This window comes from Lysobacter sp. DMC104 (assembly GCF_056313665.1).
Window position 1 is genome coordinate 297,542 of record NZ_JBQUZW010000004.1, and the last position, 21,046, is coordinate 318,587.

Here is a 21,046-nt window from a genome sequence, read left to right on the forward strand (position 1 = left end):
GAGGAAGATGCCATGAACCCTGTCGTTTCCATCGCACTGAGGCTCGCCCTCGGCGTCTGCCTGGTCGCCCCGCTGTCCCTGTCGGCGGACGGCATGAGTGCCGACGAGATCATGAAGGCCTCCGATCGCGCCTACCGCGGTTCCTTCACCACCGCGCTGATCAAGGTCCAGCTCACGACCTGCCGCTACGCCGTGAAGGGCGAAGCCATCTCCTGCCGCGAAAAACCGCGCATCACCGTGCTGGAAGCGGTCGAGAAGAAGTGGGGCGCGGACCGCAAGGATTCGCACTCGATCGCGATGGTGCTGCAGCCGGCGACCGACAAGGGCGTGGGCATGCTCAGCTACGAGTACTACCAGGGCGACAAGGAAAACGACGTGCTGCTGTACCTGCCCGCGCTCGGCAAGACGCGGCGCGTCGTGTCCAGTGGCGGCGGCAACGAGGACGGCGGCAGCTTCTTCGGCACGGAGTTCTTCGTCGACGACACCCAGCTGAAGAAGATCGACCAGTACACCTTCAAGCTGCTGCGCGACGACGTGTACGAGGGGCGCCCGGTGTGGGTGATCGAGGCCACGCCCAACGCCCGCCGTGCGCCGAAGACGCAGTACGGGAAGATCCAGATGTGGGTCGACAAGGAGCGCAAGCTCATCGTCCGCGAAGACATCTTCAACAAGGCCGGCAAGTTCTATCGCCAGCGTCTCAACACCCAGTACACGCAGGTCGATGGCGTGTGGCTGGCCAAGCGCCAGACCATGAAGAACCTGCTGACGCAGCGCGTGTCGGTGCTCGCCAACCTGTCGGCGGCCTACAACCGCGAGGTGTCGAACGAACTGGTTTCCGAGCGCAGCCTGACCGACGTGACGTTCCGCGAGCGCGAGCTGGCGGCGTTGCGCGCCAAGACGAAATGAGGTCGGGACATGAGCAGACACGACAAGGCTGTCGAAGAGGCGGGAGGCGGCGGCCGCTACGATGAGGACGACGTCGCGGTCATCGGCATGTCCTGCCGCTTTCCCGAAGCCGACGACCCGGACCAGTATTGGGACAACCTGATCCAGGGCCGCGTCTCCGTGCGCGAAGTGCCGCCCGATCGTTGGGACTGGCGCGAGTTCTACGGGGATCCTTCCGCGCCGAACCGCATCCAGAACAAATGGGGCGGCTTCATCGATGCCATCGACCAGTTCGACGGTGACTTCTTCCGCATCTCGCCGACCGAGGCGCGGGTGCTGGACCCGCAGCAGCGGCTGATCCTGCAGTTGACCTGGAGTTGCCTGGAAGACGCGGGCTACCTGCCGTCCGACCTCGCGGGCACCGACACCGGGGTGTACGTCGGTGTCTCCACGCTGGAATACCGTGAGCTGCTGACGCAGTACCAGCGGGTCGTGGAGGCGCATCGTTCCACCGGCAACTACCTGTCGCTGGTCGCCAATCGCGTCTCGTACTACCTCGACCTGCGCGGACCGAGCCTGCCGTTCGACACGGCGTGTTCCAGCTCCCTGTTCGCGATGCACTACGCATCGGAAGCGCTGCGCCGGCACGAGATCAGCATGGCGGTGGTCGGCGGCATCAACATCCTGGCATGCCCGATCACGGTGATCTCGTTCGCCAAGACCGGCATGCTGTCGCCGACCGGCCGCTGCCGTACCTTCGATGCCAGCGCGGATGGTTACGTCCGCGGCGAGGGCGGCGGCGTGCTGTTGCTGAAGCGGCTGGGCGACGCACTCCGCGACGGCGACCGCATCTGCGGGATCATCAAGGGCTCGGCGCTGAACCACGGCGGCAAGGCGCAGACGCTGACCTCGCCCAATGCCTTCGCGCAGGCACAGGTGATCCACGAGGCCTATGCGAAGGCCGGCATCCCGGTCGATCGCATCAGCTACATCGAGGCGCATGGCACCGCCACGCCGAAGGGCGACCCGCTGGAGATCACCGGCCTCAAGCGGGCCTGGCGCAACCTCGAGCGCACGTTCTCGGTGAAGGCCGCGCCGCAGAGCTGCGGCCTGGGGTCGGTGAAGACCAACATCGGCCACCTGGAATCCGCATCCGGCATGGCCAGCGTCATCAAGGTGCTGCTGGCCTTCCGCCACCGGAAACTGCCGGCGCTCGCGAATTTCAAACAGCTCAATCCGCAGATCCACCTCGACGAGACCTCGCCGTTCTACCTGATGACCGAGCCGCGCGACTGGGAACCGACGACGCCCGACGGCGTGCTGACCGCGGGCGTGAGCGCCTTCGGTTTCGGCGGGACCAATGCGCATCTGGTCCTGCAGTCTCCCCCGGGAGACGGCTTCCGGATGGATTGAGCATTCCGCTCCACGTAACGGGCCTGGTGCCGCGATGCCGCGGTGAAGCAGGCGCTCCCTTTCCCACGAGAGTAAAAGACCATGGCAACCAGCAAAGTCGAACGCTTCCACAAGCTGTACGGAACACAGAAGAGACGCACGAATTACCAGGAGAAGGATTTCCTCGACTACCTGTTCATGCTGGTCATCTGCCAGGCCCTGATCGTCATCGGCTTCGGGCCGATGCATCCGATGACGTGGGCGGGCGCCGTGGTCTGCGTGTTCATGGCCATCACGTTCCCGATCAACCACGGACTCGGCTTCAAGGTGCCGGTGGTGCTGCACTCGCCGCAGGACGTGATCTTCCTGATCATCCACAAGCTCCAGAACATCAAGGCGCCGTACTTCATGGCGATCGCGCTGCTCGTCGCCGAGAACGTGATCATCCACTACACGCCGGACTGGCCGCACCACGTCGACTGGATGCGCCGCCTCGCGATCGGCCTGTTCTGGCTGCACGTCACCATCATCACCGTCTACCGCACCACGATCTTCATCGCGCACATGCGCAAGCGCGAGCACATCCGCGAGATCCTGCTGCAGTCGGCGTGGAAGGGGCGCGTCGGTACCCCGGGCCGCACCACGCTGTCGGTGATCCACGCCTACATGACCGGCCTGCTCACGCACATGGTCTACCTGGTGCCGTGGTACCTGGTGCTGACCCACGTGAACTATTCGCTGGTGCTGGCGCCGGCCACCATCGCGCTGGCCTTCCTGATCCAGAAGATCAACGTCAAGACGTTGAACGACTGGTTCTACCGCGACCACTGGCTGTCGCACAATTCCGAGTTCGACTTCATCTACCTGCACGGCGTCCACCACGACGCGATCCCCAGCGGCATGATCGCCGTGGCCGGCAACGGGCCGCTGGAAGGGCTGGTCCGCAGCGCGATCGCCTTCCCGATCCCGTTCTACAACCCGCTGCCCGCGACGCTGTTCTACACGTTCGACGTGAAGTCGGACATCGACATGCACCAGTACATCCCGGGCGTGTTCCCGAAGCTGCCGAAGGACATGCTCGCCGTGATGCAGCATTCGCTGCACCACTTCGGCCGACTCGAACCGTACGGCTTCGCGATCAATCTCGACCTGCCGACCACGGATGAAGTGAAGAAGCGCACGAAGCTCCTGCCGGACGAACTGAAGTATTCGATCCGCCTCGACCAGGAACTCAACGGCTACGTCTGGGACAACCCGAAGTTCCGCTGGTACATGGACCTGGTCGAGCGCTACCACGACCTGCCCGAGGGCGCCACGGCGGCCAAGGCCAAGGTCCAGGCGGAGGACGCCGGCCAGTGAGCGCCAGGCAGGACATCGACTGGGTGGCGGAGATGTTCCGCGCCCTCCGCGATTGCGGCGAGGACATCTCGATCGTCTTCGGCCGCGTCGACGCAGGGCAGGACGTGGCCTGGCAGACGCTCCCGCACGACCAGTTCGACGGCGTCAGCGGCCTGGCGGCGTTGCTGCGGCAACAGCAGCTGTCGCCCGGCACGTTGCCGGTGCTGCGCGAGGGCTGGCCGTCGCGTTGGCGCCGCACGCGCGGCGTGCTGTCGGTGCTGCGCTACCTCGGCGTGCGCCATCAGAAATGGACCGTCGACTACGACTGGCAGGATCCGGCCGGCTTCGCGCCGGTGTCCGAGCGGGTGGCGTGGACGCTGTTCGACGCCGCGCAGACCCAGGTGCTGATCCGCGCCGCCAAGGCGGCCGGCGTCACGGTCAACACGTTCCTGCTGTCGCACCTCGATGCCGCCGTCGGCGGTGGTCGCTGGGTGCCGGTCGGCGCGCCGCGCCGCTGGATGCTGCCGGTGAACATGCGCGGCGCCGTGCCGAAATCCGAGGACGCGCAGCCCAAGATGTCGTTCCTGCCGATCGACGGCACCGACGGACTGCCCGTCGCCGAACTCCAGGCACAGATCGACCACAACCAGAAGATCGGCCGCCACTGGGGCATGTGGTCGCTGCTCCAGCTCGGTCGCCTGCTGGGCGAGGAGGGCATGCGCAAGGACATCCGCAAGCGCGAACGCCAGCGGCACGGCGTGACCGGGATGTTCTCGAACCTCGGCGTCTGGAACGTCGATGGCGCCGGCCACTGGATCTTCTGCCCGGCCATCACCCGCGTCTACCCGATCGGTGCCGGTTGCATCACCGTCAACGGTCGCCTGGCGCTCACCCTGCAACTGCACCACGCCCTCGGCGGCACGCTGGAGAAATCCCGCGCCACGCTCGACGCCTGGGTGCAGGGTTGCCTCGCGGCGGCCGCTTCGCACGAGGCGCCGCACGAGGTGGCCGTCCCCCGTTCCGCATCCCCGCTCGCGTCCGCGTAGCGCCCTCCCGGCGCGCACGCGGCCCGCTTGCACGCATTCGCAATCACCCGTTCAAAGGCGATATTCCCATGGTCAAAGTTGGCATCGAAGCAATGAATGTGTTCGCCGGCACGGCGTTCCTGGACGTCGAGAAACTGGCCGTCCACCGGGATCTGGACCGGACACGTTTCGAAAACCTCATGATGAAGCAGAAGAGCGTCGCGCTTCCCTACGAGGATCCCATCACCTTCGCGGTCAACGCCGCCAAGCCGATCATCGACCGGCTCACCCCGGAGGAGAAGAACCGCATCGAAATGGTGGTGACCTGCACCGAGTCGGCGTTCGACTTCGGCAAGTCGATGAGCACCTACTGCCACGACCTGCTGGGCCTGAACCGCAACTGCCGCCTGTTCGAGGTCAAGAACGCCTGCTTCTCGGGCGTGGCCGGCTTCCAGAATGCGGTCAACTTCATCCTCGCGCAGGTCTCGCCGGGCGCTAAGGCGCTGGTCATCGCCACCGACATCTCGCGCTTCATCCTCGAAGAGGGCGGCAACGCCTTCAAGATGGAGTGGTCCTTCGCCGAGCCCAGCGGCGGCGCGGGCGCGGTCGCGGTCCTGCTCAGCGAGACCCCGCACCTGTTCCAGGTCGACCCGGGCGCGAACGGCTCCTACGGCTACGAAGTGATGGACACCTGCCGTCCGTCCACCGACTCCGAGGCCGGCGACTCCGACCTGTCGCTGCTGTCCTACCTCGACTGCAGCGAGAACGCGTTCCTCGAATACAAGAACCGCGTCGAGGGTGCCGACTACGCCAAGAGCTTCGGCTACTTCGCCTACCACACGCCGTTCGGCGGCATGGTGAAGGGCGCGCACCGCAACCTGATGCGCAAGCATGCCCGCGGCACGTCGCCGGCGGACATCGAGGCGGACTTCTTCCGCCGCTTCGGTCCCAGCCTCACCTACTGCCAGCGGGTCGGCAACATCATGGGCGCCACCGCGATGATGGCGCTGGCCAGCACGATCGACAACGGCGACTTCAGCAGGCCGCAGCGTGTCGGCGTGTTCTCGTACGGTTCCGGCTGCTGCTCCGAATTCTTCAGCGGCGTGGTCAACCAGCAGGGCCAGGACCGCCTGCGCGAGATGAACATCAAGGGGCAGCTCGACAACCGCTACGAACTGACCATGGACGAGTACGAAAGCCTGCTCGTCGGCAGCAAGGCGGTGCGCTTCGGCACCCGCAACGTGGTGCTGGACACCAGCTTCATCCCGCAGGCCACGAAGACGCACGGCAAGCCGGTGCTGTTCCTGAAGGAGATCAAGGAATACCGGAGAATCTACGAATGGATGTCGTAGTCCCCGGCGACGGGTTCGACACCCTGAAGGTCCGGTTCCAGGACGATGTCTGCTTCGTGCAGATCCACCGTCCCGACGCGAACAACACGATCAACGACCTGTTGATCGCCGAGTTCAACCGGCTGCTCGACCGGCACGAGGCGCAGATCCGCATCCTCGTGCTGGAAGGGTTGCCGGAGGTGTTCTGTTTCGGCGCCGACTTCAAGTCGCTGGAACAGGACGTCGCGCGTGGCGTGCAGGGGCCGCTGTTCGACCCTGCGCCGATGTACGACCTGTGGCTGCGACTGGCGATGGGGTCGTTCGTCTCGGTGGCGCACGTGCGCGGCGCGGCCAATGCCGGCGGCATCGGCTTCGTGGCCGCGTGCGACATCGTGCTGTGCGACGAGAAGGCGACCTTCGGCCTGTCCGAACTGCTGTTCGGGCTGATGCCGGCCTGCGTGCTGCCGTTCCTGATCCGTCGCATCGGCCCGGCGAAGGCCAACACGATGACGCTGCTGACCGAGCCGGTGTCGGCGCAGACCGCGCTCGACTGGGGGCTGGTGGACGACATGGGCGCGGACAGCGCCAATCTGCTGCGCAAGAAACTGCTGCGCCTGCGTCGCCTGCCGGCGACGGGCATCCGTCGGTACAAACGCTACATGGATGCCTGGGGCCAGGATCTGGTGCAGGCCCGCCCGCGCGCGATCGCGGCCAACGTCGAAGTGTTCTCAGACCCCGAGAACCAGGCCAAGATCGCCCGCTACGTGACGACCGGGGCGTTCCCGTGGGAGACCGCATGAGCACCAGCGGTGTCGTCACCCTGCACGAGGTCGAGACCGGCATCCTGCAGGTCACGATGCAGGATCGCGAGAACAAGAACACCTTCTCGCCCGCACTGGTCGAGGGTCTGATCGCGGCATTCGACGCGATCGCGCTCGACACGCGCTGCAAGGCGGTGATCCTGACCGGCTACGACAGCTATTTCGCCAGCGGCGGCACGAAGGCCGGGCTGCTGGAGCTGTCCGAAGGCAAGTCGAAGTTCTCCGATCGCGACTTCTACAGCCTGGCGCTGAACTGCGAAGTGCCGGTGATCGCCGCCATGCAGGGCCACGGCGTCGGTGGCGGCTTCGTGCTCGGGCTGTTCTCGGATTTCCCGATCCTCAGCCGCGAAAGCGTCTACACCACCAACTTCATGAAGTACGGTTTCACCCCGGGCATGGGCTCGACCTTCGTGCTCCCGGCCAAGCTGGGCATCACCCTCGCCGAGGAAATGATGCTCACCGCGCGCACGTACCGCGGCGAGGACCTGCAACGGCGCGGGGTGCCGTTCCCGGTGCTGCCGCGGAACGAGATCGCGGATTACGCGCTCGAACTCGCGCGCAGCCTGGCCGACAAGCCGCGACCGTCGCTGGTCACGCTGAAGGATCACCTCGTCGCCGGCCTGCGCGCCGGCCTGCCGGCGGTGATCGCCCAGGAAGAAGCGATGCATGCCAGGACCTTCGGGCAGCCGGAGGTGAAGGACCGCATCCGTGCCTTCTTCGACGGCTGATCGACCACCGCCCGCCCCGTATCGTGTCATTCTCCGGACAGCCTTGCGCCACCGGCCGCCATCGGCCGGCCACAACGGCGTCCGCACCCTCTTCATCACAGGAGTCACCGCACCATGAGCATCAGCAAGCAGGAAATCCTCGATACCCTCCATCGCCATACCCGGGAAGTGCTGCCGGACCTGGCGAACCACGAGTTCAAGCCCGACGATTCGCTGAAGGCGCTGGGCGCCAACTCGGTCGATCGCGCGGACATCATCATGCTCACGCTCGAAACGCTGTCGCTGCGGATCCCGATGGTGGATCTGGCGCGTGCAGAGAACATCGATGGCCTGGCCGACATCATCCATGCGAAGTCCTGACCGTTCCGACATCGCGATCACCGGCATCGGCGCGGTTTCCGCCATCGGTGCCGACACGACCGCGCTGCAGACCGGCTTGCTGGAAGGTCGCGCCGCATTCGGCGTGATGCAACGCCAGGGACGGCAGATTCCGGTGCGCGAAGGCGACATCGGCGGCAGCGCTTCCGCGTTCCTCGGGGCGGAGATCGCCGCCCCGAGAGTGCCGACGGAGCGCTCCAACATCGCCGCCAGGAACCTGTCGCTGACCGCGCAGGCTGCCCTGGCTGCGCTCGAAGAAGCCTGGCAGGACGCCGGGCTCGACGGCGTCGCGCCGGAGCGCATCGGGCTGGTGGTCGGCGGCTGCAACGTGCAGCAGCGCGAACTGGTCCTGCAGCAGGATCGCTACCGCGGGCGCGAGACCTTCCTGCGTCCGACCTACGGCATGTCGTTCCTCGACACCGACCTCTGCGGCCTGTGCACGGAAGTGTTCGGCATCCGCGGACGCGCGTGGACCGTGGGCGGCGCTTCCGCCAGCGGCCAGCTCGCCGTGATCGAGGCCGCCGATGCGGTGGCCTCCGGTCGCGTCGACGTCTGCATCGCCATCGGCGCGCTGATGGACCTGTCCTACTGGGAATGCCAGGGCCTGCGCACGCTGGGCGCGATGGGGTCTGACCGGCATGCGATGACGCCGGACCTGGCCTGCCGTCCGTTCGACACCAACCGCGACGGTTTCATCTTCGGTGAAGCCTGCGGTGCGGTGGTGCTCGAACGTGCGGACGCACTCGGCCATCGCGATCGCCCGCCGCACGCGAAGCTCGCGGGCTGGGGCGTGTGGATGGACGCGCATCGCAACCCGGATCCGTCCGTCGAGGGCGAGATGGCGGCGATCGCGCGTGCGCTGTCCGGTGCAGGTTTGTCGGCGGGCGATATCGACTACATCAACCCGCACGGCACCGGTTCACCGCTGGGCGACATCGTCGAACTCGAGACCCTGCGTCGTTCCGGCCTGTCGCATGCCTGGATCAACGCGACCAAGGCGCTCACCGGCCACGCGCTGACGGCCGCGGGCGCGCTGGAACTGGTGGCGATCCTGCTGCAGATGCGCGCCGGCCGGCTGCATCCCACGCGCAACCTCGACGAGCCGATCGACCAGGCGTTCCGCTGGACCGGCGCGCAAGGTCAGGACCACGAGATCCACAACGCCCTCAACCTCAGCATGGGCTTCGGTGGCATCAACACGGCGGTGTGCGTCCAGCGCTGGAGCTGACGCACCCCGCCGACGCCACCGAGATCCCATGGAACCCGCATCGAGAACGACATCATGAAGATCTACATGTTCCCGGGCCAGGGCGCCCAATCCAAGGGCATGGGCGGCGACTTGTTCGACCGCTTCCCCGAACGCACCGCGCAGGCGGATGCCATCCTCGGCTATTCGATCCGTTCGCTGTGCCTGGACGATCCGCGCGAGGAACTGGGCCAGACGCAGTTCACCCAGCCCGCGCTGTACGTCGTCAACGCGCTGTCGTACTTCGCGCGTCGCGAGGACGACGGTGGCCGCGATCCCGACGCCGTGCTCGGCCACAGCCTCGGCGAGTTCGACGCGCTGATGGCGGCCGGCGTGTTCGACTTCGAGACCGGCCTGCGCCTGGTGCAGAAGCGCGGCGAACTGATGAGCCACGCGAAGGGCGGCGGCATGGCCGCGGTGCTCAACGCCAGCCGTGAGGAGATCGAGCAGATCCTGCGCGAGAACGGCCTGAGCAACGTCTACCTGGCGAACTACAACTCGCCGTCGCAGATCGTGCTGTCCGGCCTGCGCGACGAGATCGCCCAGGCCGAACCGTTGTTCCGCAAGGGCAAGGTCCGGTTCTTCCCGCTGGCGACCAGCGGCGCGTTCCATTCGGTCTACATGCGCGACGCGATGGAACAGTTCCGCACGCACCTGGCCGACGTCGCCTTCTCGGCGCCGCGCGTCCCGGTCATCGCCAACAACACCGCGCGGCCGTACCGCGAGGACGCCATGCTGGAGACGCTGGCGAACCAGATCGCCAACACCGTGCGCTGGTCCGAGAGCGTGCAGTACCTGCTCGCGAAGGCGAAGCTGGCCGGGGAGGAGATCGAATTCGTCGAACTCGGCCCGGGCGAGGTGCTGACGCGGCTGGTGATGACGATTCGTTCGCAGACGCCGGACGACGTGCTGCAGGGGCTGATGCAGACGCTGGCCGGCGATGCCGGTTCCGCGCCAACTGCGGCAGCGGAAGTGCAGGCCGCTCCCGCGCCGGCAGCCGAAGCCACGACCGCGCGCAGTGCCGCCACCGCGGACGAGAAGGTCGCCGCCTGGAATGCCCGCCACCGCGTCGGCGCACGCGTGCGCTCGACCCGCGAAGGCTACGGCGAACTGGAAACGCGGACCGAGGCCATCGTGCTGTTCGGCCACCGCGCCGCGGTCTACATGAAGGGCTACAACGGCTACTTCGACCTGGACGAGCTGGTCGCCGCCTGAGACGACCTCCCGCTCCCCGAGAACGGCCACGAGGCCGCTGCCGGACACGGCGGCGGCCTTTTTCTTTCCATCGCGCGGGTTCAGGGCAGGTCGGCGATCTCCGCCACCACGTCCGCGATCGGCAGCGCGCCGAAGGCGTCCGTCCATGACCCGACGTGGCCCGGCTGTGCCGTCTGCCGCTCGATCGCGGCCATGAACCGCGCACGCGGCCAGATATCGGCCCCGAGCCGCAGCAGATGCGGGTTCTCGACCTGCGCATCGATCAGCGGAAAGCCCCAGTCGCGCAGCCGATGCGCGAGCGCCGCCAGCGCCGCCTTCGAGCCGCCCGAGGCCAGACTGACCATGCTTTCGCCGTAGAACATCAGGCCGACGGCGACGCCGTAGATGCCGCCGACCAGCGCGCCGTCGCCATCGAAGACTTCGACGCTGTGCGCATGGCCGAGCCGATGCAGTTCGCGATACGCGGCCTGCATCGCATCGGTGATCCACGTGCCGTCCTGCCCGGGACGCGGCATGTGCGCGCAGTGCCGGATCACCTCGGCGAACTGCGTGTCGGCGCGGGCGGTCCAGCCGAGGCTGCGCAGCGTGCGCCGATCGCGACGCGAGAGACGCACGCCGTCGGTGCGGACCACGGCGCGCGGGGAAGGCGACCACCACAGGATCGGCTCGCCTTCCGAGAACCACGGGAAGATGCCTTGCCGATACGCGTTGAGCAGCCGCTGCGGCTGCAGGTCGCCGCCGGCCGCGAGCAATCCGTTCGGTTCGCGCAGCGCGCTCGACACCGGCGGGAATGGCGCCGCGGGATCGGGCGAGAGCCAGGGCAGGCGAAGCGTCATGCGTCGTGTACGGGATCGCGGAACGGCGAATGCGTCGCCATGCCGGCCGCATAACGCCGGGTCGCCTCGCGTTCTTCCTCGCACCAGCGCGCGATCGCCTCGGCGAACGCGGCGTCGGCGATCCAGTGCCGGCTGTGCACGAACGTCGGCAGGAAGCCGCGGTCGATCTTGTGTTCGCCCTGCGCGCCAGGCTCGAAGCGGTTCAGGCCTTCGCGCAGGCAGTATTCGATGCCCTGGTAGTAGCAGGTCTCGAAATGCAGCCCCGAATGCATTTCGTCGCACCCCCAGTAGCGGCCGTAGAGCGTGTCGCCGCCGCGCAGGCAGAACGCGCCGGCGATCGGCCGGCCATCGCGCTCGGCGAGCATCAGCACCAGTCCGCGCGGCAGCGCTCGTGCCAGATGACGGAAGAACGGCAACGTCAGCGCGGGCGAGTTGCCGTGGTCGTCGAATGTGCGCCGGTAGAAGCCGTGCATCGCGACCAGATCCGCCTCGCTCGCTTCATCGCCGTGCACCACGCGGAAGGCCACGCCGGCGCGCGCGACCTTGGCGCGCTCCTGGCGGATGTTCTTGCGATGCTTGTGGTCCATCGCGGCGAGGTAGTCGTCGAACGTGCGCCAGCCGGCGGCGTTGTGCCAGTGGTATTGCACGTCGAGTCGCGCCAGCCACGGCGCATCGAACGCCGCGGTTTCCGCTTCGGTCGGGAAATTCACGTGCGCGGACGTGCAGCCCGCCGCGTGCGCGAATGCGGGCATCGCGCGCACCAGCAGCGCACGTGTCTCCGCATCGCGCGCGAGCAGGCGCGGGCCGGTCACCGGCGAGTAGGGCACGGCGCACAGCCATTTCGGGTAGTAGTCGTGGCCGTGGTGCGCGTAGGCGTGGGCCCAGGCATGGTCGAACACGAACTCGCCGTGCGAATTGGTCTTCACGTAGCCCGGCGCCGCGGCGACGAGGTCATCGCCCTCCCACAGCGTGAGATGCAGCGGTGTCCAGCCCCAGTCCTCGCGCAGGCAACCGTGCGTTTCCAGTCCCGCGAGGAAGGCGTGCGACACGAACGGATTGCAGCCGTCGTGGAGTGCATCCCACGCGGCGGCGGGCAGGTCGTCGAGCGAATGAAGTGCCCGGAGCTTCATGTCGCACGTGGTCGCAGGTAGACGTCGGGATCATGCTTCTGCATGTGCCGTTCGGGTTGCGACAGCGGCTCGAAACCCAGCTTCGCGTAGAGCGGCTGCATGTCGCGGGTGACGAGGTGCCAGCGGCGCAAACCCTGCAAGCGCGGGTCGGCCATCAGCGCCTCGACCACGGTGCGGCCGTGGCCGTGGCCGCGGTGTTCCGGCAGCACGAACACGTCGGCGAGGTAGGCGAATGTCGCCTGGTCGGTCACCGCGCGTGCAAACGCAACCTGGCCGACGCCGTCGAGGAAACCGCCGCAGCAGACCGAATGGCGCAGGGCGCGCTCCAGCGTGTCGAGCGGGATGCCGGCGGCCCAGTACGAGTCGCCGGACAGGAAACGATGGATCAGCGCGAGGTCGAGGTCGTCGAAATCCGCGCTGGTCCGCAGCATCGCTCAGCCTTCCTTGTCGAGGAACCGCTCTGCATCCAGCGCGGCCATGCAGCCGAAGCCGGCGGAGGTGATCGCCTGACGGTAGACCTGGTCGGCGACGTCGCCGGCGGCGAACACGCCTTGGACCGAGGTCTGCGTGGCGTTGCCGTCGAGGCCGGTCTGGATGGTGAGGTAGCCGTTCTTCATCGCCAGCTGGCCTTCGAACAGCGTCGTGTTCGGGGTGTGGCCGATGGCGACGAACAGGCCGTGGATCGCGATGTCGCGGGCGGCGCCGTCGAGCATCGACTTCACGCGCACGCCGGTGACGCCCTTGTCGTCGCCCAGCACTTCGTCGACGGTGTGGTGCCACACCGGTTCGATCTTGCCGGCCTGCACCTTCGCGAACAGCTTGTCCTGCATGATCTTCTCGGCGCGCAGGGTGTCGCGGCGATGGACGAGATAGACCTTGCGGGCGATGTTCGACAGGTACAGCGCTTCCTCGACCGCGGTGTTGCCGCCGCCGATCACGGCGACGTCCTGGTCCTTGTAGAAGAAGCCGTCGCAGGTGGCGCAAGCGGACACGCCGCGGCCCTTGAAGGCCTCCTCGGACGGGATGCCGAGGTACTTGGCGGTGGCGCCGGTGGCGATGATCAGCGCGTCGCAGGTGTATTCGCCGCTGTCGCCCTTCAGCCGGAACGGGCGCTGCGACAGGTCGGCGGTGTGGATGTGGTCGAACACCACTTCGGTCTCGAAGCGCTCGGCGTGCGCCTGCATGCGCGCCATCAGGTCCGGGCCCATCAGGCCGTGGGCGTCGCCCGGCCAGTTGTCGACCTCGGTGGTGGTCATCAGCTGGCCGCCCATCTGCAGGCCGGTGATGACCACGGGCTTGAGGTTGGCGCGGGCGGCGTAGACCGCGGAAGTCCAGCCGGCCGGGCCGGACCCGAGGATGATCAGCTTCGAATGCTTGGGCGTGCTCATGGCGTCTCGCGAAGGGGCGGGGGCGGCGCCGGCAGGGGCGTCGCGGCAAGGGGGAATTGTAGCCAAGGGAGGCCGGATCAACCCGGCTGGGTGCGCCGCGGGCGGAACGCTGCATCGCGCCCCGCCGGGGCGGCGCGATCACCAGTCCTGGTGGTCCGGCAGCAGGCCGCGCAGTTCGGCGTCGGTGAGGTTGCGCCACTGGCCGGGCTTGAGGTGGCCCAGCTTGAGCTTGCCGATGCGCACGCGCACGAGCTGCTTCACGCGGTAGCCGAAGTGCGCGGCCATCAGGCGGATCTGGCGGTTCAGGCCCTGCACCAGCACGATCCGGAACCCGAACGGCCCCAGCTTGCCGGTCTTGCAGGGCAGGGTGGTCTGGCCGTGGATCGGCACCCCGCGGCTCATGCCGCGCAGGAACTCGTCGGTGATGCGATTGTTCACCGCGACCAGGTACTCCTTCTCCAGCTTGTTCTCGGCGCGCAGGATCGCGTTGACGATGTCGCCGTTGCTGGTCAGCAGGATCATGCCCTCGGAGTCCTTGTCGAGGCGGCCGATCGGGAAGATCCGCTGCTCGTGATCCACGAAATCGACGATGTTGCCCTTGACGCCTTCCTCGGTGGTGCAGGTGATCCCCACCGGCTTGTTGAGCACGATGTAGACATGCCGGCGCTGGCCCTTCGCGGCCGTGCGCGGGCGCAGCACCTCGCCGTCGATCCGGACCTCGTCGTCCTCGCCGATCTCGCTGCCGATCCGGGCGCGGAACCCGTTGACCGTGACCCGGCCTTCGCCGATCAGCCGGTCGGCCTCCCGGCGCGAGCAGTACCCGGTGTCGCTGATGTGTTTGTTGAGGCGCATGGGCGGGCGGGAGGCGTCGGGGCAGGGCGGGCATCGTAGCCGGTGGCGGCCGGAAAATCGCCTGCGGCGGCCTCGTGCCTGACTCGGGATATCTGTAAGATCAGCGATCTGGACGACTTTTTTCAGGCATTCCCACACGGTGGCACGCGAGCTTCCCACCCCCGGCGGCAAATCCCGTCGCGCCGCGCCGGCCGCCGCTGCGCCGGCCGAACCGTCGAAGATGAGTCCCGGCCGCCAGCGGCTGGTGCGCGACATCGCGCTGATCATGATCGCGCCGCTGCTGCTGTACCTGCTGGTCTGCCTGTTCACCTTCTCGCCGCAGGACCCGGGCTGGTCGCATTCGGGCAGCGTGACCGCGCCGCTGGAGAACGCCGGCGGCCGGGTCGGCGCCTGGCTGGCGGACGTGCTGCTGTACCTGTGCGGCTACGTCGCGTTCGTGCTGCCGCTGATCCTCGGCGCGATCGCCTGGATCGCGCTGTTCGGGATGGATGTCGACGGTGACGGCGACGCCGACCTCGGCCCCGCGCTGCGGCTGGTCGGCATCGTCGGCTTCGTGGTCGCGGCCACCGGGCTGCTGACGCTGAAGATCGGTGCGGTCGAGGACTTCTCCGCCGGTGCGGGCGGCATCCTCGGCAAGCTGGTCGGCGATTCGCTGCTGCGCGGCTTCGGCATGGTCGGCGGCAACCTGTTCCTGATCGCGCTGCTGCTGATCTCGATCACCCTCGCCACCGGGTTGTCGTGGCTGGCGGTGATGGATCGCATCGGCTTCTGGCTGATGAAGCTGCCGCCGCTGTTCCGCCGCGGCACGCAGCAGGCCACCGAGTGGCAGGCCGCGCGTGCGATGCGCGAGGAGCGCGGGGAAGTCCGCAAGGTCGAGACCGAGAAGCGTGCCAAGCGCGAGCCGGTGAAGATCGAACCGCCGCCGCCGACCGCCGCCGTCGAGAAAAGCGACCGCGCCAAGCGCGAGCAGCAGATCCCGCTGTTCCACGTGCCCGACGGCTCCGGCCTGCCGCCGCTGTCGCTGCTGGACGATCCCAAGCCGCAGCCCAAGGGCTACGACGAAGACACGCTGGAGACGCTGTCGCGGCAGATCGAGTTCAAGCTCAAGGATTTCCGCATCGATGCGCAGGTGGTCGGCGCCTGCCCGGGCCCGGTGATCACCCGCTTCGAGATCGAGCCCGCGCCGGGCATCAAGGTCAGTTCGATCAGCTCGCTGGACAAGGACATCGCCCGCGGCCTCAGCGTGAAGTCGGTGCGCGTGGTCGACGTGATCCCCGGCAAGTCGGTGATCGGCCTGGAAACGCCGAACACCAAGCGCGAGATGATCTACCTCAGCGAACTGCTGCGCTCGAAGGAATACGACAAGTCGGTCAGCCCGCTGACGCTGGCGCTGGGCAAGGACATCGCCGGCCGGCCGACCGTGGCCGACCTCGCGCGCATGCCGCACCTGCTGGTCGCCGGCACCACCGGCTCGGGCAAGTCGGTGGCGGTGAACGCGATGGTGCTGTCGCTGCTGTACAAGGCCTCCGCGAAGGACCTGCGGATGCTGATGATCGACCCGAAGATGCTGGAACTGTCGGTGTACCAGGGCATCCCGCACCTGCTGGCGCCGGTCGTCACCGACATGAAGGAAGCGGCGAACGGCCTGCGCTGGTGCGTGGCCGAGATGGAGCGCCGCTACAAGCTGATGAGCGCGGTCGGCGTGCGCAACCTCGCCGGTTTCAACAAGAAGGTGAAGGACGCGCAGGACGCCGGCCAGCCGCTGCTGGACCCGCTGTTCCGGCCGAATCCCGAGCTGCAGGAGGCCCCGCCGGCGCTGGAGCCGATGCCGTTCATCGTCATCTTCATCGACGAATTCGCCGACATGATGATGATCGTCGGCAAGAAGGTGGAAGAACTCATCGCCCGCCTGGCGCAGAAGGCGCGCGCCGCCGGCATCCACCTGATCCTCGCCACCCAGCGCCCGTCGGTGGACGTCATCACCGGCCTGATCAAGGCGAACATCCCGACCCGCATCGCGTTCCAGGTGTCGAGCAAGATCGACTCGCGCACCATCCTCGACCAGAGCGGTGCCGAGACGCTGCTCGGCCACGGCGACATGCTCTACCTGCCGCCGGGCACGGCGATGCCCGAGCGCGTGCACGGCGCGTTCGTCAGCGACGAGGAAGTGCATCGCGTGGTCGAGCACCTCAAGCACATCGGCGGCGGCCCGGACTACGTCGAGGGCGTGCTGGAGGAAGTGCAGACGATGGGCGACGGCGTGGTCGTCGGCCCGACCGGGCTGCCTGAAACCGGCGGCGGGGCGGGCGACGAGAGCGACCCGCTGTACGACGAGGCGGTCAAGATCGTCACCGAAAGCCGCCGTGCCTCGATCTCGGGTGTGCAGCGCCGACTGAAGATCGGCTACAACCGCGCCGCCCGCCTGATCGAGGCGATGGAAGCGGCCGGCATCGTCTCCGCGCCCGAGCACAACGGCGACCGCACCGTCATCGCGCCGCCGCCACCGCGCTGATTGCACGATTCGCCCTGTCTTGCGCCGCAGCCTGCCGGCTCCGGACGCCAGACTGGCCGCGGCCAATCCGCGTTCAGCTTCTTCCGTTCAGACTCGCCGCCAGTCCGGCTACACGATGACCCGTCGCATGAAGATCGCCTCCTTCGCCGTCCGTTCCGCCGCCGCACTCGCGCTGCTCGCCTCGGGATTCGCCCAGGCCGGCGCCCGCGACAGCCTCGACACCTTCACCCGCGATCTCAAGGGTCTGCAGGGCACCTTCACCCAGCAGGTGTTCGACAATCAGGGTCGTCGCAAGGAAGCCTCGTCGGGCTCGGTGGCGCTCTCGGCGCCGAAGCTGTTCCGCTGGGAATATCTCAAGCCGTACCCGCAGCTGATCGTTGCCGACGGCGCCAAGGTCTGGATCTTCGACCCCGATCTCAAGCAGGTCACGGTGCGCTCGCAGGGCGCCGAAGAGCAGAACAGCCCGCTCGCGGTGCTGACCGATCCGAAGAAGCTCGACCAGTCCTTCGCCATCACCGAAGCCGGCCGCGAAGGCGGGCTGGAGTGGCTGGAACTCTCGCCGAAGCGCAAGGACAACAATGGTTTCGAGCGGGCACGCCTCGGTTTCGACGGCAGCTCGCTCGCGAAGATGGTGATCGTCGACAGCCTCGGCCAGCGCACCGAGATCACCTTCGCCGGCTGGAAGCGCAATCCGAAGTTCGCCGCCGCGACGTTCAAGTTCTCGCCGCCGAAGGGCGTCGACGTGGTGCGCGGCGAGTGAGGCATCTCCCGCACCGATCCGCCCTCGCGACCGCGCCGCTGCTGCTGGCGGTCGCTCTGTGCGCCGCCGCGGCACCACCGACGGCACCGAAACCGAATCCGGCCACCGCGCGCCTGGCCGCGGCGCAGGAACGCGAAACGCTGGACAGCGTCGTCGCCGCCTCGCTGGTCGGGGCGTTGTCCGAACAGCTCGGTGGCCGCGCGGTGAAGCTCAAGCTCGGCCGCGTCGACGTGCAGACCACCAGCCTGCGCGACCGCCGGGTGAGCGGGCAGGGCGAGGTGCAGATCGGCAACGCCGAGGAATGGATCGGCTTCCGCTTCGTCGCGCTGTACGACGCCATCTTCGAAAGCGCCGGCTATCCCGAACTCGACATCGGCGCGGCCGGGCCCGCCAGTCGATCGGTGCCCAACGACGCGACCCTGATCCGCGAACTGGACGACCACGTCGTCGCGAAGCTGGGCGAGGAATTCGGCGGCCAGCACGTGCGGCTGCAACTGGATCGCATCGCCACCACCGAGGCCAGCCCGCGCTATTCGCGCATCGACGCCACCGGCATCGCCGACTTCGGGCCCGACGGCACCGCACCGGTGCGGGTCGAGGGCCTGTACGACCGCCTCGACAAGACCTGGCTGCGGGCGTCGTACACGCTGGACCAGGACACGGGCAACGACGCCGGCAGCAGTCCGTCGCCGGCCGGGCATCGTTGAGGCGTCGACTCGCGGCTTGGCGCCTCGCGACGCCGACCTGCTAAGGTGACGACCCCGCTCCGGACGCCCCCGCTTGTCCCGCTCCACGCCTCCCGCACCGTTCCCCGAAGCGCCCGACCTGCTGGCGGTCGAGCGCGACGCGCTGCGTCCGCTGGCCGAGCGCATGCGTCCGCGCACGCTGGACGACATGGTGGGCCAGCGCCGGTTGCTGGCGCCGGGCACCGCGCTGCGGCGCTCGATCGAATCCGGCCACGTGCATTCGATGGTGCTGTGGGGGCCGCCGGGCTGCGGCAAGACCACGCTCGCGCTGCTGCTGGCGAAGTACGCCGACGCCAATTTCCGCGCGATTTCCGCGGTGCTCTCCGGATTGCCCGAGGTGCGCCAGGTGCTGGCCGAAGCCGCCCAGCGCTTCGCCGACGGCCGGCGCACGGTGCTGTTCGTGGACGAAGTGCACCGCTTCAACAAGGCGCAGCAGGACGCGTTCCTGCCGCACATCGAGCGCGGCACCATCCTGTTCGTCGGTGCCACCACCGAGAACCCGTCGTTCGAGCTGAATTCGGCGCTGCTGTCGCGCTGCCGGGTGCACGTGATGGAAGCGGTGTCGGCCGACGACATTGCCGTCGCGCTGCAGCGGGCGCTGGACGATCCCGAGCGCGGGCTCGGCGACCGCGCCCTGACGATCGCGCCGGCCCAACTGCACCTGATCGCCGTCGCCGCCGACGGCGACGTGCGCCGCGGCCTGACCCTGCTGGAAATCGCCGCCGAACTGGCGGGTGAAGGCGATGCGGCCGGCGAGGGCGGCACCATCACCGACGAGATCCTCGAACAGGTGCTGGCCGACCGCACCCGCCGCTTCGACAAGGGCGGCGAGCAGTTCTACGACCAGATCTCGGCGCTGCACAAATCCGTGCGCAGCTCCAATCCCGACGCCGCGCTGTACTGGCTGGCGCGGATGCTCGACGGCGGCTGCGACCCGGTCTACCTCGCCCGGCGCATGACCCGCATGGCGGTCGAGGACATCGGCCTGGCCGACCCGCGGGCGCTGCAGATGGCGATCGACGCCTGGGACACCTACGACCGCCTCGGCAGCCCGGAAGGCGACCTCGCGCTGGCGCAGCTCGTGATCTATCTCGCCAGCACCGCGAAGTCGAACGCCGCCTACACCGCCTTCGGCGCGGCCAGGCGCGACGTGGCCGAGTACGGCACGCAGGAGGTCCCGCTGCACCTGCGCAACGCGCCGACCAAGCTGATGAAGTCGATCGGCTACGGCAAGAATTACCGCTACGACCACGACAGCGCAGGCGGCGTGGCGCTGGAGCAGACCGGCTTCCCCGACGCCATGGGCGAGCGCGTCTACTACCGGCCCGTCACCCGCGGCCTAGAGATCAAGCTGAAGGACAAGCTTGACCGCCTGCGCGCGGACCGCGAGCAGGCCCGTACCCGTGCCCGGAGCGATGCGGGCGGTGGCGAAGACCACGACGGGTCCGCTTCATGAGTCACTTCATGTTCGACTTCCAAGTAATTGAAATAAAAGACTCGTTCGGCAGGCGAGGCAGCGCATGAATCCCGCCCTCTGGTGGCAGCAGCTCGGTCTGGTCGCCGCGGGCGGCGCGTTGGGGGCGATGCTGCGGTTCTGGCTGGGCGGCCTGCTGCTGCGCCACGTCGGCACCGGGTTCCCGTGGGGCACGCTGGCGGTGAACCTGATCGGCTCGTTCGCGGCGGGCTTCCTGGCGATCTGGCTGGAAGGTCGCGGCCCGTCGGCGCTGTACTGGCGGGCGTTCCTGATGGTCGGGATCCTCGGCGCGCTGACCACGTATTCGGCGCTGATGGTCGAGTGCCTGCTGTTCGCGAAATCCAGCCGCGGCGACTGGGCGCTGGGCTACCTCGTCATCACGCTCGCGGCCGGTCTGACGCTGGTCTGGCTCGGCGCCCGTACCGCGGACGCGCTCAGGGTTTCCTGACCCCGCAGCGCGGGGAACGCCGCAGGCAGCAGCGGACGTTCCCCGATCCCGGCCGCCGGCCGCGATGACGATCCTGTTCCGGACCGCGCCGACCGGCGCTTTTCCGGAGTCTTCGATGAAACCCTTCGCCTGCTGCCTGCCGCTCGTCCTCGCCGCCTGCCTGCCCGTCGCGGGCCATGCCGCCAGCTATACCGTCCACGTCTGCACCGATGCCCGCGGCGTCCGCAGCTACCAGGACACGCCCTGCGCCGTCGCCCAGCGCAGCGTCGCCACCCGCGAGTTCGCCACGATCGTCCCCGACCCGGCGACGCTCGCCCGCACCCGGGCGATCGAAGCCGAGATGGATCGCCGCAACCGCGGCGGCGGCGACCACGTCCGCATCGTCCGCACCGCGGGCGCGAAACGGAACGCGACCCCGGACCCGTGCCGTGCCGCCAAGGGTCGCCGCGACGCCGAACTCAAGCGCGTCGGCCTGAAACGCACCTTCGACCAGCTCAGCCGCCTCGACGGCGACGTCTGGGACGCCTGCCACGGGTTCTGA

General features: G+C 68.1%; 21 protein-coding genes. 16 read left to right on the top strand and 5 right to left on the bottom strand.

What is annotated here, in order from left to right; translation table 11 throughout:
- Positions 1-12: 12 nt before the first annotated feature.
- The 10 genes from ACT53R_RS08000 to fabD all read left to right on the top strand — a co-directional run bounded on the left by ACT53R_RS08000 (position 13) and on the right by fabD (position 10,359).
- The gene (locus ACT53R_RS08000) at positions 13-906 is read left to right on the top strand and encodes an outer membrane lipoprotein-sorting protein (RefSeq protein WP_476171322.1); all 894 of its coding nucleotides are present in this window, start codon (positions 13-15) and stop codon (positions 904-906) included.
- A 9-nt stretch (positions 907-915) separates the two neighbouring features.
- Positions 916-2,298 (top strand): type I polyketide synthase, encoded by a 1,383-nt coding sequence (locus ACT53R_RS08005; protein WP_476171323.1) that lies wholly within the window; start codon positions 916-918, stop codon positions 2,296-2,298.
- Between the two features lie 81 nt (positions 2,299-2,379).
- Positions 2,380-3,636 (top strand): sterol desaturase family protein, encoded by a 1,257-nt coding sequence (locus ACT53R_RS08010; protein ID WP_476171324.1) that lies wholly within the window; start codon positions 2,380-2,382, stop codon positions 3,634-3,636.
- Positions 3,633-4,661, top strand: coding sequence for a hypothetical protein (locus ACT53R_RS08015; protein ID WP_476171325.1), 1,029 nt, complete (start codon positions 3,633-3,635; stop codon positions 4,659-4,661). The genes ACT53R_RS08010 and ACT53R_RS08015 overlap by 4 nt, the downstream gene beginning before the upstream one ends.
- A 68-nt stretch (positions 4,662-4,729) precedes the next feature.
- Positions 4,730-5,992, top strand: a complete 1,263-nt coding sequence (locus tag ACT53R_RS08020; RefSeq protein WP_476171326.1) for a hydroxymethylglutaryl-CoA synthase family protein — start codon at positions 4,730-4,732, stop codon at positions 5,990-5,992.
- Positions 5,980-6,771, top strand: a complete 792-nt coding sequence (locus ACT53R_RS08025; RefSeq protein WP_476171327.1) for an enoyl-CoA hydratase/isomerase — start codon at positions 5,980-5,982, stop codon at positions 6,769-6,771. Before ACT53R_RS08020 ends, ACT53R_RS08025 begins: the two co-directional genes overlap by 13 nt.
- Positions 6,768-7,520 carry a polyketide synthase gene (locus ACT53R_RS08030; RefSeq protein ID WP_476171328.1) on the top strand — a complete coding sequence of 251 codons (753 nt, stop codon included), beginning with the start codon at positions 6,768-6,770 and terminating at the stop codon, positions 7,518-7,520. The genes ACT53R_RS08025 and ACT53R_RS08030 overlap by 4 nt, the downstream gene beginning before the upstream one ends.
- Positions 7,521-7,634: 114 nt before the next feature.
- Positions 7,635-7,880, top strand: a complete 246-nt coding sequence (locus ACT53R_RS08035; protein WP_476171329.1) for an acyl carrier protein — start codon at positions 7,635-7,637, stop codon at positions 7,878-7,880.
- Positions 7,867-9,126 (top strand): beta-ketoacyl synthase N-terminal-like domain-containing protein, encoded by a 1,260-nt coding sequence (locus ACT53R_RS08040; RefSeq protein ID WP_476171330.1) that lies wholly within the window; start codon positions 7,867-7,869, stop codon positions 9,124-9,126. Before ACT53R_RS08035 ends, ACT53R_RS08040 begins: the two co-directional genes overlap by 14 nt.
- A 54-nt stretch (positions 9,127-9,180) precedes the next feature.
- Positions 9,181-10,359, top strand: coding sequence for an ACP S-malonyltransferase (gene fabD, locus ACT53R_RS08045; RefSeq protein ID WP_476171331.1), 1,179 nt, complete (start codon positions 9,181-9,183; stop codon positions 10,357-10,359).
- 80 nt (positions 10,360-10,439) lie between these two features.
- On the opposite strand, the gene aat is transcribed toward fabD, so the two are convergent.
- The 5 genes from aat to ACT53R_RS08070 form a co-directional block, all read right to left on the bottom strand.
- A complete protein-coding gene (gene aat, locus ACT53R_RS08050) occupies positions 10,440-11,195 on the bottom strand; it encodes a leucyl/phenylalanyl-tRNA--protein transferase (protein WP_476171332.1) in 756 nt (251 codons plus the stop codon).
- Entirely contained in the window at positions 11,192-12,325 is a 1,134-nt protein-coding gene (locus ACT53R_RS08055) for a GNAT family N-acetyltransferase (protein WP_476171333.1), read from the bottom strand. The genes aat and ACT53R_RS08055 overlap by 4 nt, the downstream gene beginning before the upstream one ends.
- Entirely contained in the window at positions 12,322-12,756 is a 435-nt protein-coding gene (locus tag ACT53R_RS08060; protein WP_476171334.1) for a GNAT family N-acetyltransferase, read from the bottom strand. Before ACT53R_RS08060 ends, ACT53R_RS08055 begins: the two co-directional genes overlap by 4 nt.
- A gap of 3 nt (positions 12,757-12,759) precedes the next feature.
- A complete protein-coding gene (gene trxB / locus ACT53R_RS08065; protein ID WP_476171335.1) occupies positions 12,760-13,713 on the bottom strand; it encodes a thioredoxin-disulfide reductase in 954 nt (317 codons plus the stop codon).
- A 138-nt stretch (positions 13,714-13,851) separates the two neighbouring features.
- Positions 13,852-14,565: a pseudouridine synthase gene (locus ACT53R_RS08070; RefSeq protein WP_476171336.1), complete on the bottom strand. Its 714-nt coding sequence runs from the start codon at positions 14,563-14,565 to the stop codon at positions 13,852-13,854.
- Positions 14,566-14,785: 220 nt separating this feature from the next.
- On the opposite strand from ACT53R_RS08070, the gene ACT53R_RS08075 reads away from it, so the two are divergent.
- The 6 genes from ACT53R_RS08075 (at position 14,786) to ACT53R_RS08100 (ending at position 21,046) form a co-directional block, all read left to right on the top strand.
- Positions 14,786-17,077 carry a DNA translocase FtsK gene (locus ACT53R_RS08075; RefSeq protein ID WP_476171337.1) on the top strand — a complete coding sequence of 764 codons (2,292 nt, stop codon included), beginning with the start codon at positions 14,786-14,788 and terminating at the stop codon, positions 17,075-17,077.
- 127 nt (positions 17,078-17,204) lie between these two features.
- On the top strand, positions 17,205-17,837 hold the full coding sequence (gene lolA / locus ACT53R_RS08080; protein WP_476171338.1) for an outer membrane lipoprotein periplasmic chaperone LolA: 633 nt from the start codon (positions 17,205-17,207) through the stop codon (positions 17,835-17,837).
- Positions 17,834-18,544: a hypothetical protein gene (locus tag ACT53R_RS08085; protein ID WP_476171339.1), complete on the top strand. Its 711-nt coding sequence runs from the start codon at positions 17,834-17,836 to the stop codon at positions 18,542-18,544. The genes lolA and ACT53R_RS08085 overlap by 4 nt, the downstream gene beginning before the upstream one ends.
- Positions 18,545-18,707: 163 nt before the next feature.
- Complete coding sequence (locus ACT53R_RS08090; RefSeq protein ID WP_476171360.1) at positions 18,708-20,039, top strand: replication-associated recombination protein A; 1,332 nt, start codon at positions 18,708-18,710, stop codon at positions 20,037-20,039.
- A 64-nt stretch (positions 20,040-20,103) separates the two neighbouring features.
- Entirely contained in the window at positions 20,104-20,505 is a 402-nt protein-coding gene (crcB, locus tag ACT53R_RS08095; RefSeq protein WP_476171340.1) for a fluoride efflux transporter CrcB, read from the top strand.
- Positions 20,506-20,620: 115 nt separating this feature from the next.
- The gene (locus ACT53R_RS08100) at positions 20,621-21,046 is read left to right on the top strand and encodes a DUF4124 domain-containing protein (protein WP_476171341.1); all 426 of its coding nucleotides are present in this window, start codon (positions 20,621-20,623) and stop codon (positions 21,044-21,046) included.

Bases quoted from the DNA above. Each gene is read 5' to 3' on its own strand.
- fabD (WP_476171331.1), top strand. From the start codon at position 9,181: ATGAAGATCTACATGTTCCCGGGCCAGGGCGCCCAATCCAAGGGCATG.
- ACT53R_RS08040 (WP_476171330.1), top strand. From the start codon at position 7,867: ATGCGAAGTCCTGACCGTTCCGACATCGCGATCACCGGCATCGGCGCG.
- ACT53R_RS08005 (WP_476171323.1), top strand. From the start codon at position 916: ATGAGCAGACACGACAAGGCTGTCGAAGAGGCGGGAGGCGGCGGCCGC.
- ACT53R_RS08000 (WP_476171322.1), top strand. From the start codon at position 13: ATGAACCCTGTCGTTTCCATCGCACTGAGGCTCGCCCTCGGCGTCTGC.
- ACT53R_RS08055 (WP_476171333.1), bottom strand. From the start codon at position 12,325: ATGAAGCTCCGGGCACTTCATTCGCTCGACGACCTGCCCGCCGCCGCG.
- ACT53R_RS08025 (WP_476171327.1), top strand. From the start codon at position 5,980: ATGGATGTCGTAGTCCCCGGCGACGGGTTCGACACCCTGAAGGTCCGG.
- ACT53R_RS08020 (WP_476171326.1), top strand. From the start codon at position 4,730: ATGGTCAAAGTTGGCATCGAAGCAATGAATGTGTTCGCCGGCACGGCG.
- ACT53R_RS08100 (WP_476171341.1), top strand. From the start codon at position 20,621: ATGAAACCCTTCGCCTGCTGCCTGCCGCTCGTCCTCGCCGCCTGCCTG.
- trxB (WP_476171335.1), bottom strand. From the start codon at position 13,713: ATGAGCACGCCCAAGCATTCGAAGCTGATCATCCTCGGGTCCGGCCCG.
- lolA (WP_476171338.1), top strand. From the start codon at position 17,205: ATGAAGATCGCCTCCTTCGCCGTCCGTTCCGCCGCCGCACTCGCGCTG.
- aat (WP_476171332.1), bottom strand. From the start codon at position 11,195: ATGACGCTTCGCCTGCCCTGGCTCTCGCCCGATCCCGCGGCGCCATTC.
- ACT53R_RS08030 (WP_476171328.1), top strand. From the start codon at position 6,768: ATGAGCACCAGCGGTGTCGTCACCCTGCACGAGGTCGAGACCGGCATC.
- ACT53R_RS08070 (WP_476171336.1), bottom strand. From the start codon at position 14,565: ATGCGCCTCAACAAACACATCAGCGACACCGGGTACTGCTCGCGCCGG.
- crcB (WP_476171340.1), top strand. From the start codon at position 20,104: ATGAATCCCGCCCTCTGGTGGCAGCAGCTCGGTCTGGTCGCCGCGGGC.
- ACT53R_RS08035 (WP_476171329.1), top strand. From the start codon at position 7,635: ATGAGCATCAGCAAGCAGGAAATCCTCGATACCCTCCATCGCCATACC.
- ACT53R_RS08060 (WP_476171334.1), bottom strand. From the start codon at position 12,756: ATGCTGCGGACCAGCGCGGATTTCGACGACCTCGACCTCGCGCTGATC.
- ACT53R_RS08075 (WP_476171337.1), top strand. From the start codon at position 14,786: ATGAGTCCCGGCCGCCAGCGGCTGGTGCGCGACATCGCGCTGATCATG.
- ACT53R_RS08090 (WP_476171360.1), top strand. From the start codon at position 18,708: ATGCGTCCGCGCACGCTGGACGACATGGTGGGCCAGCGCCGGTTGCTG.
- ACT53R_RS08010 (WP_476171324.1), top strand. From the start codon at position 2,380: ATGGCAACCAGCAAAGTCGAACGCTTCCACAAGCTGTACGGAACACAG.